Origin of the sequence: Enterobacter sp. MEB024 (genome assembly GCF_030209635.1) — a bacterium.
GTDB lineage: Bacteria > Pseudomonadota > Gammaproteobacteria > Enterobacterales > Enterobacteriaceae > Enterobacter > Enterobacter ludwigii.
Genome location: NZ_JARVRQ010000002.1, coordinates 775,255 through 790,581, shown reverse-complemented (window position 1 = coordinate 790,581; position 15,327 = coordinate 775,255). Strand labels below are relative to the sequence as shown.

Below are 15,327 nucleotides of genomic sequence, written 5' to 3'. Positions count from 1 at the left end.
CGGGTGGGCGCTTTTTTTTGTCTTTTTTTCAGGAGTGGTCATGGCGGATTTGTCGAGACGGCGGTTTTTACAGGCCAGCATGCTGGCGAGCGGCGCCATGTTGTTACCGGGTGTCATGCAGGCCGCGTGGGCGGCAGGCTCGGATAAACCGGAGCAGGAGACGGTGCGCATTGGGTTTATACCGTTAACCGACTGCGCGCCGGTGGTTATCGCGGCGCTGAAGGGGTTTGATAAAAAATATGGCATCACCATCGTGCCAACCAAAGAGGCAAGCTGGGCAGCCGTGCGCGATAAGCTGGTGGCCGGCGAACTGGACGCCGCCCACATTCTTTACGGCCTGCTGTACGGGCTGGAGCTGGGGCTTGCCGGTAAGCCACAGCAGATGGCAAACCTGATGACCCTGAACCAGAACGGTCAGGCCATCACGCTCTCCAGCGATCTGGCAGAGAAGGGCGTTCGCGATCTCGACGGGCTGAAAACGCTGATTGGGCAGCAGGCACCCGGCACTTACACCTTCGCACACACTTTCCCGACCGGTACGCATGCGATGTGGCTTTACTACTGGCTGGCCAGCGCGGGCATTAATCCGTTCGATGACGTCCGGACCGTGGTTGTGCCGCCGCCACAAATGGTGATGAACATGCGGATTGGCAACATGGTCGGCTTTTGCGTTGGTGAGCCGTGGAACGCGCGCGCCATAAACGACCGCATCGGGTTTACCGCCGCAACGTCCCAGTCGATCTGGGCCGATCATCCGGAAAAAATTCTTGGCACACGTCGCGACTGGGTGGAGAAAAACCCGAACACCGCGCGGGCGCTGGTGAGTGCGGTACTGGAAGCCGCACGCTGGATCGATGCATCACCAGACAACAAACGTGAGACCGCCCAAATCCTCTCTCGCCGGGCGTGGCTGAACACCAAAGAGCAGTATCTCACCGGACGGATGCTGGGAGAGTACGACAACGGGCTTGGCCAGCGCTGGCAGGATGCGCATCCGATCCGTTTCTTCAACGAGGGTGCCGTCAGCTATCCGTACCTCTCCGACGGGATGTGGTTTTTAACCCAGTTCCGCCGCTGGGGCTTGCTCAAATCGGCGCCGGATTATGCCGCCATCGCGCAGCGCATTAACCAGACCTCGGTCTGGCAGGATGCCGCCACGGCGGTGGGAGGCATATCCACCCCGTCATCACCGTATCGCAGCAGCACCCTGATGGACGGTACCGTCTGGAACGGTACCGATCCGGACGGTTACGCCAACCGCTTCGCTATTCACCGTAAAGGGGCCTGATTATGCAGCATCTGCACAGCACGAAATCGAAAGACGAGACGCCGGCGAGCGGGGAAGTGATTACCCTCCCTCCGGTGCAGGTTCGCCGGCGCGCACCGACGTTCACGCGACGGATGAATGACCTTCTGCAGCGCGTGATCCCGGCGCTGCTGGGACTCGGGTTACTGGTTTTGCTCTGGCAACTGGCCGCGATCAACAGCAAAGGATTCCCGACGCCGCTCAGCACGCTGGATTCCGCATTAACGCTCTTCGCTGACCCGTTTTACCGCGACGGGCCAAACGATATGGGTATCGGCTGGAACGTGCTCGCTTCGCTGCAGCGCGTGGCGGTGGGCTTTGGTCTGGCGGCGCTCGCGGGGATCCCGCTCGGTTTCCTGATCGGTCGCTTCACCTTTTGCTCGCGCATGTTCAGCCCGTTGATTGCACTGTTACGCCCGGTCAGTCCTTTAGCCTGGCTGCCTATCGGCCTGCTGCTGTTCCAGAAAGCGGAGCCCGCCTCCAGCTGGACCATTTTTATCTGTTCAATATGGCCAATGGTGATTAACACCGCCGAAGGGGTACGTCGTATTCCGCAGGATTACCTCAACGTTGCCCGCGTGCTGCAGCTCTCCGAGTGGACCATCATGCGGCGGATCCTCTTCCCGGCCGTGCTGCCCGCGGTGCTGACCGGGGTTCGCCTCTCTATTGGCATCGCCTGGCTGGTCATTGTCGCCGCCGAGATGCTCACCGGTGGGCTGGGGATCGGCTTCTGGATCTGGAATGAGTGGAACAACCTCAACGTCGAAAACATTCTCATCGCCATCGTCATCATTGGCGTGGTCGGGTTGCTGCTGGAGCAGGGGCTGATGCTGATCGCCCGTCGCTTTAGCTGGCAGGAAAAATAAGGAGCGAAGATGAAACCATTAATTCAGGTCCAGGCCGTGAGCCAGCGTTTTTCTACCGCCAGCGGCGAGTTTCTGGCGCTGCAGAACGTCTCTTTTGATATTCACGAAGGCGAAACCGTGAGCCTGATTGGCCACTCCGGGTGCGGCAAATCGACGTTGCTGAACCTGATTGCCGGGATCACCCTGCCGACCGAAGGTGGGCTGATTTGCGATAACCGCGAAATCGCCGGGCCAGGACCGGAGCGTGCGGTGGTGTTTCAGAACCATTCTCTGCTGCCGTGGCTCACCTGCTTCGACAACGTTGCGCTGGCGGTGGATCAGGTCTTTCGCCGCACCATGAGCAAGGCGGAGCGCAAGGAGTGGATTGAACACAACCTCGATCGCGTCCAGATGGGGCATGCCCTGCATAAACGGCCTTCGGAAATCTCCGGCGGCATGAAACAGCGCGTTGGCATTGCCCGTGCGCTGGCGATGAAGCCGAAGGTCCTGCTGATGGATGAACCGTTTGGCGCGCTGGATGCGCTCACGCGCGCGCATCTGCAGGACTCGGTGATGCAAATCCAGCAGGCGCTGAACACCACCATCGTGCTTATCACCCACGATGTGGATGAGGCTGTGCTGCTTTCTGACCGGGTACTGATGATGACTAACGGCCCGGCGGCCACCGTCGGCGAGGTGCTGCACGTTGACCTGCCTCGCCCGCGCAATCGGGTTCAACTGGCGGACGATAGCCGCTATCACCATATGCGCCAGCAGATCCTCCATTTCCTCTATGAAAAACAGCCTAAAGCGGCGTAACGGAGGCGGTGATGCGACTGATCGTTATCGGTAATGGGATGGCCGCAACACGGCTGATTGCCTCGCTGACCGAGCGTGTGCCCGGTCGCTTTACGATCACCGTGTTTGGCGAGGAGTCGGAACACGCTTACAACCGCATCATGCTCTCGCCGGTACTGGGCGGGGAAAAACAGGCGCAGCAGATCCGCCTGCAGGATGACGCCTGGTATCACGCACGGGGTGTGACGGTACGACGAGGCGAAAAGGTGCTCTCCGTGGATGTTGAGAAACGCGAGGTCCGTACCACAGCAACCACGCTGGCCTGGGACGAACTGGTCTTTGCCACCGGGTCGACGCCTTTTGTACCCCCCATTCCGGGCGGTGACGCTCCGCATGTCTTCACCTTTCGTACGCTGGCCGATATCCGCGCGATTCAGGAGAACCCGGGGCCAGCTGTAGTGCTGGGCGGTGGGGTGCTCGGCGTCGAGGTCGCTGCGGCACTGGCCCGGTCTTGTGACAACGTCACGCTGGTGCATCGTGGTGCGTGGCTGATGGAACAGCAGCTCGATCGGCAGGCAGGCGTTTTGCTTGAAGAGGCGCTGGCGGAGCGCGGCGTTCGCTGCGAACTGTCATCGGGAATGACCGCCATTGCGGCGGATGCCGTGACGTTACACAACGGACGCAAGATTAACGCCTCTCGCGTGGTGCTGGCGACCGGCGTGCAGCCCAATGTCGCACTGGCAAAAGCCAGCGGCATTCACTGCGCCCGCGGCATTGTGGTTAACCACCAGATGCAGACCTCAGTCCCGGCGATCAGCGCCATCGGTGAGTGCTGCGAAATCGACGGCCAGACGTTCGGCCTGGTCGCACCTTGCCTGGCGCAGGCGGATATCCTCGCCGCCCGGCTGGCTGGGGGGGCTAGCACGCCATTTGCCCTGACCGACAGCGGCATGCGCCTCAAAGTACCCGGTGTGGAGCTGTTCAGCGCCGGGCGAGCAGAGGTTCTGCCGGACGATGTGGTCTGGAGCGCCTGGGATCCGCTGACCCGTCACTATCGCCGTTTGTTACTGCATCGCGGTGCGCTTGCTGGCGTGCTGCTGATGGGGGATTGCCGCAACGCGGCAACATTCACCGATTTACTGGCAACGGCTGCGCCCGCCCACGCGGACTGGCTGTTCAATCGATTCACTACGCAACCGCAGGTTGCAGGACAAAACGCTATGACAAAACCTACGCTGGTGGTGGTTGGACACGGTATGGTCGGCCATCATTTTCTCGAAGACTGTGTGAAGCGCAATTTGCACCGGCAGTACCAGATTATCGTTTTTGGCGAAGAGCGCTATGCCGCCTACGATCGTGTGCATTTGTCAGAGTATTTTGGCGGACGAAGCGCAGAATCGCTCTCGCTGGTGGACGGTGATTTCTTTGCTGAACACGGCATTGAGCTTCGCCTCTCGCAGCAAATTGTGAGTATCGATCGCGACGCACACGTCGTGCGTACCGCCAGTGGGCATGAAACCCACTGGGACAAACTGGTGCTGGCGACCGGCTCGTACCCGTTTGTGCCTCCGGTACCGGGCAGCACGCTGCCGGGCTGCTTTGTTTACCGTACGCTGGACGACCTGGATAACATCGCCGCGCAGGCAAAGCAATCCCGTCGCGGGGTGGTCATTGGCGGTGGCCTACTGGGACTGGAAGCCGCGAATGCCCTGAAACAGCTGGGCCTGGAAACGCACGTCGTGGAGTTTGCGCCACACCTGATGGCGGTACAACTCGACAACGACGGCGCGGCCATGCTGCGCAAAAAGATCGAAGCGCTTGGCGTGGGCGTTCACACCAGCAAAGCCACCACCGACATCGTCTCTGCGAACGGCGGGCTGGTGATGCGCTTTGCGGACGGCGAACAGCTGGAAACTGACATTGTGGTCTTCTCTGCAGGTATTCGCCCGCAGGATGCACTGGGGCGCAGCAGTGGCCTGGTGACCGGAGAGCGCGGCGGGATTTGCATTGATAACCAGTGCCAGACTTCCGATAAAGACGTGTTCGCTATCGGCGAATGTGCGCTGTGGGAGGGTAAAATTTTTGGCCTGGTCGCCCCGGGTTATCAGATGGCGCGGGTGGCATCGGCCACGCTGGCGGGAGAGGCGAGCGCCTTTACCGGGGCTGACATGAGCACCAAACTGAAGCTGCTGGGGGTAGATGTGGCCTCGTTTGGCGATGCCCATGGAAGAACACCCGGCGCGCTTAGCTATCAATGGACGCATGGTCCGCAGCAAATCTATAAAAAGATCGTGGTCAGTGAGGACAATAAAACCCTGTTGGGCGGCGTACTGGTGGGGGATGCCAGCGAATATGCGACCCTGGTGCAGATGATGCTCAACGGCATAGCGTTGCCCAAAGAGCCTGAAACGCTAATTTTACCTTCCTTCGCCGGGAGCGCGCCAAAAGCCCTCGGCGTGGCGGCACTGCCTGACAGTGCGCAGATCTGCTCCTGCCATAACGTCAGCAAAGGTGATATCTGCCAGGCGGTAAGTGCCGGTGCCGCGGATATTGGAGCCATAAAACAGTGCACCAAAGCCGCGACCGGTTGCGGAGGATGCAGCGCGCTGGTGAAACAAGTGATGGAGTACCAGCTTGCGGAGCAGGGCGTGGAGGTAAAAAAGGACATCTGCGAACACTTCCCGTGGTCGCGTCAGGAAATCTATCACCTGGTGCGCGTCAATCATATTCGTACCTTCGACCAGCTTATCAGCCGTTACGGGCAGGGGCACGGTTGCGAAATCTGTAAACCGCTGGTGGGGTCAGTGCTCGCCTCCTGCTGGAATGAGTACCTGCTGAAACCGGCACATCTGCCGCTGCAGGACACCAACGACCGTTATTTTGCCAATATTCAGAAAGACGGGACGTACTCCATCGTGCCCCGGATGCCTGCAGGGGAAGTGTCGGCCGACGGCTTGATAGCTATCGGCCAGATTGCCAAACGCTACCAGCTGTACAGCAAAATCACGGGCGGGCAGCGTATCGACCTCTTTGGCGCCACGCTCGACCAGCTGCCGGCGATCTGGCAGGCGCTGGTGGAGGCCGGATTTGAGACCGGTCACGCGTACGGTAAATCCCTGCGCACGGTGAAATCCTGCGTCGGATCGAACTGGTGCCGCTATGGCGTGCAAGATTCCACGCGTCTCGCGGTCACGCTTGAGCACCGCTATAAAGGCTTACGCGCGCCGCACAAAATTAAAATGGCTGTGTCCGGTTGTACCCGTGAATGTGCGGAGGCTCAGAGCAAGGACGTGGGCGTCATTGCGACCGACAAAGGCTGGAACCTTTATCTCTGCGGTAACGGCGGCATGAAACCGCGCCATGCGGACCTCTTTGCCAGCGATCTGGATGACGAGACGCTGATCCGCACCGTCGACCGTTTCCTGATGTTCTACATCCGCACGGCGGATCGCCTGCAGCGTACCAGTACGTGGATGGACAATCTGGAAGGGGGGATCGATTACCTGCGCGAGGTGATTCTTCACGACAGCCTGGGCATTGCGCACGAGCTGGAACAGGAGATGGCCCGCGTGGTGGAAACCTACCAGTGTGAATGGCAGACCACGCTTAACGATCCGAGCCGTCTGGCGCTGTTCCGTACCGAAGTGAACCGTCAGCCGGTGGAGGAGAATAAACGCTGGCAAGCGGTCTGCGCTATCGATGAGATCCCTGAGCAGGCGGGGATCGGCGCCCGGCTGGGGCGAAAACCGATTGCGCTTTTCCGCTTTGGTCAATCTGTCTATGCCCTCGACGACCTCGAGCCGGGCAGCACAGCAAACGTGCTTTCACGCGGTATTCTCGGCGATGCTGCCGGCGAGCCGGTGGTCATCTCTCCGATCTATAAGCAGCGTATCCGTCTGCGCGACGGCTGTCAGGTCGATAACGGGGAACCTGCGGTGCGCGCCTGGCCGGTGAAAATAGAAAATGGTCAGGTGTGGGTCGGGAACGACGCGCAGATCTTGCGTGCGGAGGCGTCATGAATGAAACCCGAACGACGTGCCCTTACTGCGGGGTGGGCTGCGGCGTGATCGCAACGGTTGAGGGTGAGAAGGTTACCGTGCGCGGAGATGAACGCCATCCCGCCAGTTTTGGACGCCTGTGCGTTAAAGGCTCGGCATTAGGCGAAACGACTGGTCTGCAGGGGCGACTGCTGCACCCGGTGGTCGACGGGCAGGAGGTGGAATGGCCCCGGGCGCTGGCGGCGGCAGGTGAACGGCTGCAGACCATCATCGACACCTGGGGACCGCAGGCGGTGGCATTTTACGCCTCCGGCCAGCTGTTGACTGAGGACTATTACGCCGCCAATAAGCTGATGAAAGGGTTTATCGGTGCGGCAAACATTGATACCAACTCGCGGCTCTGTATGTCGTCCGCGGTGGCAGGCTACAAGCGCGCGTTTGGTGAAGATGTGGTGCCGTGCAGCTATGAGGATGTGGAAAACAGCGATCTGGTGGTGCTGGTCGGGTCAAATGCGGCATGGACCCATCCGGTGCTGTATCAGCGGCTGGTACAGGCGCGCCAGAACAATCCTGCGATGAAAGTTGTGGTTATCGACCCACGCAAAACGGCCACCTGCGATATTGCTGACCTGCATCTGGCGCTTACGCCCGGCAGTGACGCCGGGCTGTTTGTCGGTTTACTCAATCTGATTCAGGGAACCGACGCGTGGCCCATCGCCCGGGTGGCTGAGTTTTGTGGCCTCTCAACCGAGGACGTGGGGACCTTCTACGACTGGTTTGTGACTGCGCCGCGGGCCATCACGCTCTACACCATGGGCATTAATCAGTCCTCAAGCGGCAGCGACAAGTGTAATGCCATCATCAACGTTCATCTGGCCAGCGGAAAATTCGCCCGTCAGGGCTGCGGACCGTTTTCGCTGACCGGACAGCCTAACGCGATGGGGGGGCGGGAGGTGGGTGGGCTGGCGAACCAGCTTGCCGCTCACATGAATTTCGAGCCGGAGTCTCTTTCGCGGGTGGCGCGTTTCTGGGGTACGGAAAGACTGGCCCAGACGCCGGGCCTGATGGCGGTGGAGTTGTTTGATGCGATCGCCCGCGGCGAAGTGAAAGCGGTGTGGATCATGGGTACCAATCCTGCCGTCTCGCTGCCGGACAGCCACGCAGTGTGCCAGGCGCTGGAACATTGCCCGCTGGTGATTGTCTCCGAGGTGATGCAGGAGACCGACACCAGCCGCTATGCCCATATCCGCTTCCCGGTGCAGGCGTGGGGGGAGAAAGACGGTACGGTAACCAATTCCGAGCGGCGTATTTCGCGCCAGCGCGCCTTTCTGCCGGCGCCAGGCGAGACCAAACCGGACTGGTGGGTCATCGCCCGGGTGGCACAGGCGCTGGGCTATGGTGAAGCCTTCGCCTGGGAACATCCGCAGCAAATTTTTTGTGAGCATGCAGCGCTCTCGGCCTTTGAAAATGACGGCGCGCGGGCGTTTAACCTTCATGAACTGGCGTCACTTACCCGTGAGGAATGGGACCGACTTGAGCCTTATCAGTGGCCAGCGGGGGCCTTTGCGCGCCGGGAAATTGTGCCGGTAGAGCCTCAGCCACACGGTGCGGCAATAAACGCACTATACCCGCTGATTCTCAATACCGGACGTATCCGCGATCAGTGGCACACCATGACCCGGACGGGGTACGTCCCGAAACTGATGCAGCATAGTGCTGAGCCCTGTGTTGAGATCGGCGCCGCCGATGCCATGCGCTTCTCACTGTACGACGGACAGCTGGCGCGCATCAGTTCTCCGCGTGGGGTGATGCTGGCAAGAGTGCGTATCACTGACGGGCTGCGAGAAGGTGAGCTGTTTGTGCCAATGCACTGGAATGCCCAGTTTGCCCGCCAGGGGAAGGTGAATGCGCTGGTGGAAGGGCGCTGTGACCCGCTGTCCGGTCAGCCCGAGAGTAAACAGACGGCCGTCAGGATTATGCCCTGGCAGCCGGGCTGGCAGGGTGAGCTTTATGCCCGTGAACTGCCGGAGCTTCCACCCGCTATCTGCTGGTGGCGTAAAGTCTCACGTCTGACGGTGGCGGGGGATAAGCCGTTGCTGGCGTGGGTTATGCAGTACGCCAGTGAACGGGGCTGGCAGCTGCAGGTCGCGCAGACCAGCGAGCGCAGCAGCGTGCTGGCCTGGCATGACGGACAACTGATGCTCGGGTTCTGGGAAGGCACTGCGTTACCGACACTGGCGCACGCGGTAATTGAAGCCGCGTTTCGTTCACCTCCCGTGACGCTTGCTGAGCGCCACGCGTTGTTGAATGGACAGGGAACCGGGGACAGTGTCGATCCGGGTCGGATCATCTGCAGCTGTTTCAGCGTGGGGGAAACCGTCATACGCGAGGCGATTGGGGGAGGGTGTAATTCCGTCGCGGCGCTGGGTGCCAGGCTGCGCTGCGGAACGAACTGCGGCTCCTGTGTGCCTGAACTAAAAACAATGTTTCAGGATATTCCGGAAAATTCCTCTTAAGGCTGCAAAACGTGAGGAATAACGGTAAGGTACCCGGTGTTCTCACGTAAGCATCGGGTATTTCTTACGACGTTAATGGCTGTTTCATCTCATCTTCGTTTGCTTGCTTTACTCCCCCTCATTCCGGTCGGAGCCGTTCACGGTGCGCCGAATTCCTTTGTGCAACAGGCACAGAACCCCTTTGATAACAACGGGGATAATCTGCCCGATCTCGGCATGGCGGCGCCCACGACCGAGGGCGAAAAACATCTGGCAGAAATGGCGAAAGCGTTTGGCGAAGCCAGTATGACCGATAACGGCCTGACGACAGGCGAGCAGGCGCGTCAGTTTGCCTTTGGCAAGGTGCGTGACGCGGTGAGCGGCGAAGTGAACCAGCATATTGAATCCTGGCTTTCGCCGTGGGGGAACGCCAGCGTGAACTTGCTGGTGGATGACGACGGCAAATTTAACGGCAGCAGCGGCAGCTGGTTTATTCCGTGGAACGATAACAACCGTTATCTGAGCTGGAGCCAGCTTGGCCTGACGCAGCAGACTGACGGTCTGGTGAGCAATGCCGGCATTGGGCAGCGCTGGGTTGCCGGAAAATGGTTGCTCGGCTACAACACCTTTTACGACAACCTGCTGGATGAAAACCTGCAGCGTGCCGGGTTAGGTGCGGAAGTGTGGGGCGAGAACCTGCGTCTGTCTGCGAACTATTATCAGCCCTTTGCCGGCTGGCGCGATCGCTCTGACATTCAGGAGCAGCGCATGGCCCGGGGGTACGACGTGACCGCTAAAGCGTGGCTGCCGTGGTTCCATCACCTGAATACCAGCGTCAGTTTTGAGCAATATTTTGGTGATAACGTTGACCTGTTCAACAGCGGTACCGGTTATCACAACCCGGTGGCGGTCAATCTGGGGCTGAATTATACCCCCGTTCCGCTGGTGACCCTCACCGCCGGGCATAAGCAAGGGGAGAGTGGGGTGAGCCAGAATAATCTTGGCCTCAAACTCAACTACCGCTTTGGCGTGCCGCTGGTGAAGCAACTTTCTGCCAGTGAAGTCGCCGTCACCCGTTCTCTGCGCGGCAGTCGCTATGATTCGCCAGAGCGGGATAACCTGCCGGTGATGGAGTTCCGCCAGAGCAAAACGTTGTCCGTCTACCTGGCGACACCGCCGTGGGATCTTAAAGGGGGCGAAACCGTGATGCTTAAGCTGCAGATCCGCAGTAAGCACGGGATTCGCCAGCTTCACTGGCAGGGAGATACGCAGGCGCTGAGTCTGACATCGCCGGCCAACAATACCAGCGAAGACGGCTGGAGCGTGATTATGCCTGCCTGGGATGACAGTGAAGGCGCGAGCAACCGCTGGCGGCTTTCGGTGGTGGTCGAAGATAATGATGGCAAGCGCGTCTCGTCCAATGAGATCACGCTGGCTGTGGCGCAACCGCTTGTGGGATTACCCGCCGACGATCCGCGCTGGAAGCTGCTGCCGGATGAGTAATGCTTAAAAAATACGTTCCTGGTGTACCCATACCGCGGCTTCAACCCGCGATTTTAACTTCATTTTCTTCAGCATATGTTTCACATGCACTTTGACCGTGCTTTCGGTGATATCCAGGCGACGCGCAATCATTTTATTCGGCAGGCCCTGGGCAATCAGCTTTAGAATATCGCGCTCACGCGGCGTTAACTGACTGACATCGCGATCCGAGGTGGCGCGGTTTGCCCGCAGGCTGGCGGCCAGCACCGGGGTTAAGGCTTCGCTCAGTACCATCTCACCCGCGGCGGCCTGTTGCAGGGCCTTGAGCAGATCTTCCGGCTCCATATCTTTCAGCAGGTAGCCGTCCGCGCCACGCTTGAGCGCCGTCACCACATCCTCTTCATGGTTCGAGACGCTAAAGACCACTACGCGTCCGGAGAGCGATTTTTCCCGCAGCTTGTCGAGCGTTTCCAGACCGTTCATGCCCGGCATGTTGAGATCGAGCAGGATCAGATCGGGATCAAGCGATTCGGCAAGCTCAATGCCCTGTTCGCCATTGCTGGCTTCGCCAACGACGGTGATATCGGGTGCCATGCTGACCAGCTGTTTAACGCCAGTACGCAGCATCGGATGGTCGTCGATCAACAGGATGGATGCCGGTTCCTGATTAGTCATGGGTTTCTCCTTGAGCAGTTGTGAGCGGTTTTTCGGGAATAAAGGTGACCACGACTTCCGTGCCACCTGTCTCTCGCCGGCGAACCTGGCAATCACCGCGCAGGCTTTGGGCGCGGTCTCGCATGATAATTAAACCATAATGGTTAGTTCTTTCGGCATTTTCCGGCACGCCGCAGCCGTTGTCATGAACCGTGAGCCTGACCTGATTATCGTGCTGGCTGACGGTAACGGTGACCGCCGTCGCGTCAGCGTGTTTGAGCACGTTGCTCAGGGCTTCACGGGCGATCTGCAGTAGATGAATCGCCTGATGGGAGGGGACAAACCGCGGCGGCAGCTGATAATCAAGCTTCACCGGGAACCCCAGTCGGGCGCTAAATTCATGGCAACTGGACTCCAGCGCGGGGCGCAGGCCAGGCTCGGTCAGCTGCAGGCGGAAGGTGGTCAACAGCTCGCGAAGCTGAATCCATGAGGTATTGAGCTCGTTGCGGATCTGGCTCAGCAGCTGTTTGTTGCTTTCCGGCATCTCCGCATCCTGCATCTGCAGACAGCTGACCTGCATTTTCATACAGGAGAGCGACTGGGCGATGGAGTCATGCAGTTCGCGAGCGATAGTCGCACGCTCTTCCATGACGATCAGCTGCTGTTGCTTTTCCTGATGGCGGTCGAGCGCCAGCGTAGCGGTCAGCTGCTCGACCAGCGTATCGACCAGCTGCTGCTGATCGTGGCTCAGATGCCGCCCGGCGGGCAACGTGGCCAGCAGGATACCGTACTGGGTATGGCTGTCCGTCAGTCGCCACTTCAGCGTCGTACCGCCGGAGGTCAGGGGCGGCAAGCCTCGCGGGCAAAGATGACAGCCTTTGTCATCGCAGGACATGTCGGACTGACAGGTAAATTCCTGATGATTATCTTCATCTTCAACATCGTAGACCCGCAGCTCCAGGTCATGCAGCAAGGTCAGATTTTGCAGGCCATTCAGCACCGGCGAGAGGCGTTCACATAACGGCACCTGCATATGCAGACGACGGTTGGCCTGCCACAGGAAGGAGAGGATTTCATTTTTCTGCTCCAGCCCTGCCGTTTTCTCCTGCACGCGTTTTTCCAGCACGGCGTAGCTTTCGGAGAGTTCTTCCGACATGGTATTGAGCGCCTGGCCCAGCATCGCCATTTCATTCCGCCCGCTGATATGCGTGCGCTGGGTAAAATCACGTGCGGTCACCGCGCGGGCCATCGCCAGCAGCTGTTTCCAGGGGTTCAACAGCCGGGCGCGCAGCCAGAGGATGGTGAAAATCAGCAGCAGCCCCATAAACAAGGCCATGGCGCGGTGAACCATCAGCACCCGGTCGATACGCAATTCGGTGGTCTGATCGAAAGAGGAGACCAGCGCGTCAATGCGCGACACAAAGCCCGCGACGTCCCGTGCCACGGTCTCAGTATTGCGCGCCTGTTTCAGACCAGGCTGAAGCTGGGTGTGCCAGTAGTTTTGCAGGGACTTAAGCTGTGATTCCTGCCCGTCACGGATGGCGGCACGTTCCAGCTCCGGGCTGAACGCGGTACGCTCCATTTCGTCGATCAGAGGCTGATCGTCTTCCGTCAGCGGTACCGACGCCAGCAGGCGATAACTCTGCATGCGTAGAGAGCCTGCCTCGTTGATGGCATGCGCATTACCCTGTACGCCCTGTACCAGCCAGCCAGAAATCGCCATACCGGTCACACCAAGGGCGGTGGACAGCATAACGATCAGTGCCAACTGGTTAACCAGTGTTAGCGGAGATAAACATCTTTTTAACATAGAGTTGCCGGGCTCCTGACGTGGCCTGCTTGCAGGAATGGCGCTATTCTGGTGCATACCCAGGAGTATACCCATACCAATAAAGGATTACCCCTAAATTGCCAACGGAGTAAGCGGCAGGAGGAGGCGGTATCGGAGACGCTTCAGTGCCGTGAAAAACCACGTCTTTTTTACTGAAATAGCCTACTCACTAAGGATAAGGGCTTTTTTTGCGCTGTAAAACCTCCCACTTTTCCTTTGATTTATATCAACTTACCTCCGCCCTAAAACCCTAATGTTTGCAGCATCATTCGAGAATCAGAGGTGTCTATGAGTCACTCATCCGCTCCCGAAAGGGAAAATGGTGCCGTTATTACTGAATGGCGTCCAGAGGATCCGGCGTTCTGGCAACAGCGCGGCCATCGTATAGCGAGCCGAAATCTGTGGATTTCCGTTCCGTGTTTGCTGTTAGCGTTTTGCGTATGGATGTTGTTTAGTGCAGTGGCAGTCAATCTGCCAAAAGTGGGTTTTACCTTTACGACCGATCAGCTGTTTATGCTGACCGCGTTGCCGTCACTGTCCGGTGCGCTGCTGCGCGTCCCTTACGCGTTTATGGTGCCGGTGTTTGGCGGTCGTCGCTGGACGGCGTTCAGTACGGGCATCATGATCGTACCTTGCGTGTGGCTGGGTTTTGCGGTGCAGGATACCTCCACGCCTTTCAGCGTGTTCGTGATTATCTCCCTGCTGTGCGGTTTTGCTGGCGCTAACTTCGCCTCCAGTATGGCGAACATCAGCTTCTTCTTCCCGAAAGCGAAGCAGGGCGGTGCGCTGGGTATTAACGGCGGTCTGGGAAACATGGGCGTAAGCGTGATGCAGTTAATTGCACCGCTGGCAATCTCTGTCTCCATTTTTGCAGCCTTTGGCGGCGGTGGCGTCGAGCAGGCGGATGGTTCTTCCCTGTACCTGCAAAATGCGGCGTGGATTTGGGTTCCGTTCCTGGTGGTCTTCACGCTGGCGGCATGGTTCTTTATGAACGATCTGTCGGCATCTAAGGCTTCGCTGAGCGAGCAGTTGCCGGTGCTGAAACGCGGCCACCTGTGGGTCATGGCGCTGCTTTATCTGGCAACCTTCGGGTCGTTTATCGGTTTCTCCGCAGGCTTTGCCATGCTGTCCAAAACACAGTTCCCGGAAGTGCAGATCCTGCAGTTTGCCTTCTTTGGTCCGTTCATCGGTGCCCTGGCGCGTTCACTGGGCGGTATGGTGTCTGACCGTCTGGGCGGAACACGCGTGACGCTGGTGAACTTTGTGATCATGGCTGTTTTCTGTGCGCTGCTGTTCCTGACGCTGCCAGCCAATGGCCAGGGTGGGAACTTTACCGCCTTCTTCGGCGTGTTTATGGTGCTGTTCCTGACGGCCGGTCTGGGTAGCGCATCGACCTTCCAGATGATTTCCGTTATCTTCCGCAAGCTGACGATGGATCGCGTTAAAGCGCAGGGCGGAAGCGAAGAGCAGGCCATGCGTGAAGCCGCGACGGATACGGCTGCTGCACTGGGCTTTATCTCTGCCATCGGCGCAATTGGCGGCTTCTTTATTCCGAAAGCGTTCGGTATCTCTCTGGACCTGACCGGCTCTCCGGCAGGGGCAATGAAAGTCTTCCTCGTTTTCTATATCGCCTGCGTAGTGATTACGTGGCTGGTATATGGCCGTAATACCAAGAAAAATAAGTAAGTGTGATTATCCGTTTGCGCGGCCTTCGGGCCGCGTTTTTTTATTACTACAGTAGTTACAACATACTGATGGCGTTTGAGGAACAATGCCTGCGGGTAACACTGTGATCGCCATCGCTTTACAGGGCGTTCTACCCCTTAATACCTGAGATGTTAAATTTAGCCCTGCTTTTTGTACGATAAATTATAAATATCATTATAAATTAATGGCTTATAAAAATTAAAAATCTACC

The 15,327-nt window shown here is 58.6% G+C and carries 9 protein-coding genes; 7 read left to right on the top strand and 2 right to left on the bottom strand.

Features of this window, described 5'->3' with window-relative positions:
- The first annotated feature begins 40 nt into the window (after positions 1-40).
- The 6 genes from QRN24_RS05960 to QRN24_RS05935 all read left to right on the top strand — a co-directional run bounded on the left by QRN24_RS05960 (position 41) and on the right by QRN24_RS05935 (position 10,945).
- On the top strand, positions 41-1,288 hold the full coding sequence (locus QRN24_RS05960; protein ID WP_025203917.1) for a CmpA/NrtA family ABC transporter substrate-binding protein: 1,248 nt from the start codon (positions 41-43) through the stop codon (positions 1,286-1,288).
- 2 nt (positions 1,289-1,290) lie between these two features.
- Positions 1,291-2,172 (top strand): nitrate ABC transporter permease, encoded by an 882-nt coding sequence (gene ntrB, locus QRN24_RS05955; RefSeq protein WP_014170482.1) that lies wholly within the window; start codon positions 1,291-1,293, stop codon positions 2,170-2,172.
- A 9-nt stretch (positions 2,173-2,181) separates the two neighbouring features.
- On the top strand, positions 2,182-2,970 hold the full coding sequence (locus QRN24_RS05950) for an ABC transporter ATP-binding protein (protein ID WP_014170481.1): 789 nt from the start codon (positions 2,182-2,184) through the stop codon (positions 2,968-2,970).
- A gap of 11 nt (positions 2,971-2,981) precedes the next feature.
- A complete protein-coding gene (gene nirB, locus QRN24_RS05945) occupies positions 2,982-6,968 on the top strand; it encodes a nitrite reductase large subunit NirB (protein WP_284942481.1) in 3,987 nt (1,328 codons plus the stop codon).
- Positions 6,965-9,463 carry a nitrate reductase gene (locus QRN24_RS05940; RefSeq protein ID WP_284942480.1) on the top strand — a complete coding sequence of 833 codons (2,499 nt, stop codon included), beginning with the start codon at positions 6,965-6,967 and terminating at the stop codon, positions 9,461-9,463. The genes nirB and QRN24_RS05940 overlap by 4 nt, the downstream gene beginning before the upstream one ends.
- A gap of 75 nt (positions 9,464-9,538) precedes the next feature.
- A complete protein-coding gene (locus QRN24_RS05935; protein WP_284942479.1) occupies positions 9,539-10,945 on the top strand; it encodes a YchO/YchP family invasin in 1,407 nt (468 codons plus the stop codon).
- Positions 10,946-10,948: 3 nt separating this feature from the next.
- Here the strand turns inward: QRN24_RS05935 and narL are convergent, their stop codons facing one another.
- Together narL and narX are read right to left on the bottom strand one after the other, a co-directional pair.
- Positions 10,949-11,599, bottom strand: a complete 651-nt coding sequence (gene narL / locus QRN24_RS05930; RefSeq protein ID WP_003856701.1) for a two-component system response regulator NarL — start codon at positions 11,597-11,599, stop codon at positions 10,949-10,951.
- Positions 11,592-13,388, bottom strand: a complete 1,797-nt coding sequence (gene narX / locus QRN24_RS05925; RefSeq protein WP_025203922.1) for a nitrate/nitrite two-component system sensor histidine kinase NarX — start codon at positions 13,386-13,388, stop codon at positions 11,592-11,594. Before narX ends, narL begins: the two co-directional genes overlap by 8 nt.
- Positions 13,389-13,697: 309 nt before the next feature.
- Here narX and QRN24_RS05920 point away from each other — a divergent pair, with 309 nt between their 5' ends.
- Positions 13,698-15,095 (top strand): NarK family nitrate/nitrite MFS transporter, encoded by a 1,398-nt coding sequence (locus QRN24_RS05920; RefSeq protein WP_020882361.1) that lies wholly within the window; start codon positions 13,698-13,700, stop codon positions 15,093-15,095.
- Positions 15,096-15,327 lie beyond the last annotated feature (232 nt).

What these genes read in the sequence shown, in the direction of transcription:
- narL (WP_003856701.1), bottom strand. Translation starts at nt 11,599, where the DNA reads ATGACTAATCAGGAACCGGCATCCATCCTGTTGATCGACGACCATCCG.
- nirB (WP_284942481.1), top strand. Translation starts at nt 2,982, where the DNA reads ATGCGACTGATCGTTATCGGTAATGGGATGGCCGCAACACGGCTGATT.
- QRN24_RS05920 (WP_020882361.1), top strand. Translation starts at nt 13,698, where the DNA reads ATGAGTCACTCATCCGCTCCCGAAAGGGAAAATGGTGCCGTTATTACT.
- QRN24_RS05950 (WP_014170481.1), top strand. Translation starts at nt 2,182, where the DNA reads ATGAAACCATTAATTCAGGTCCAGGCCGTGAGCCAGCGTTTTTCTACC.
- QRN24_RS05935 (WP_284942479.1), top strand. Translation starts at nt 9,539, where the DNA reads ATGGCTGTTTCATCTCATCTTCGTTTGCTTGCTTTACTCCCCCTCATT.
- QRN24_RS05960 (WP_025203917.1), top strand. Translation starts at nt 41, where the DNA reads ATGGCGGATTTGTCGAGACGGCGGTTTTTACAGGCCAGCATGCTGGCG.
- narX (WP_025203922.1), bottom strand. Translation starts at nt 13,388, where the DNA reads ATGTTAAAAAGATGTTTATCTCCGCTAACACTGGTTAACCAGTTGGCA.
- ntrB (WP_014170482.1), top strand. Translation starts at nt 1,291, where the DNA reads ATGCAGCATCTGCACAGCACGAAATCGAAAGACGAGACGCCGGCGAGC.
- QRN24_RS05940 (WP_284942480.1), top strand. Translation starts at nt 6,965, where the DNA reads ATGAATGAAACCCGAACGACGTGCCCTTACTGCGGGGTGGGCTGCGGC.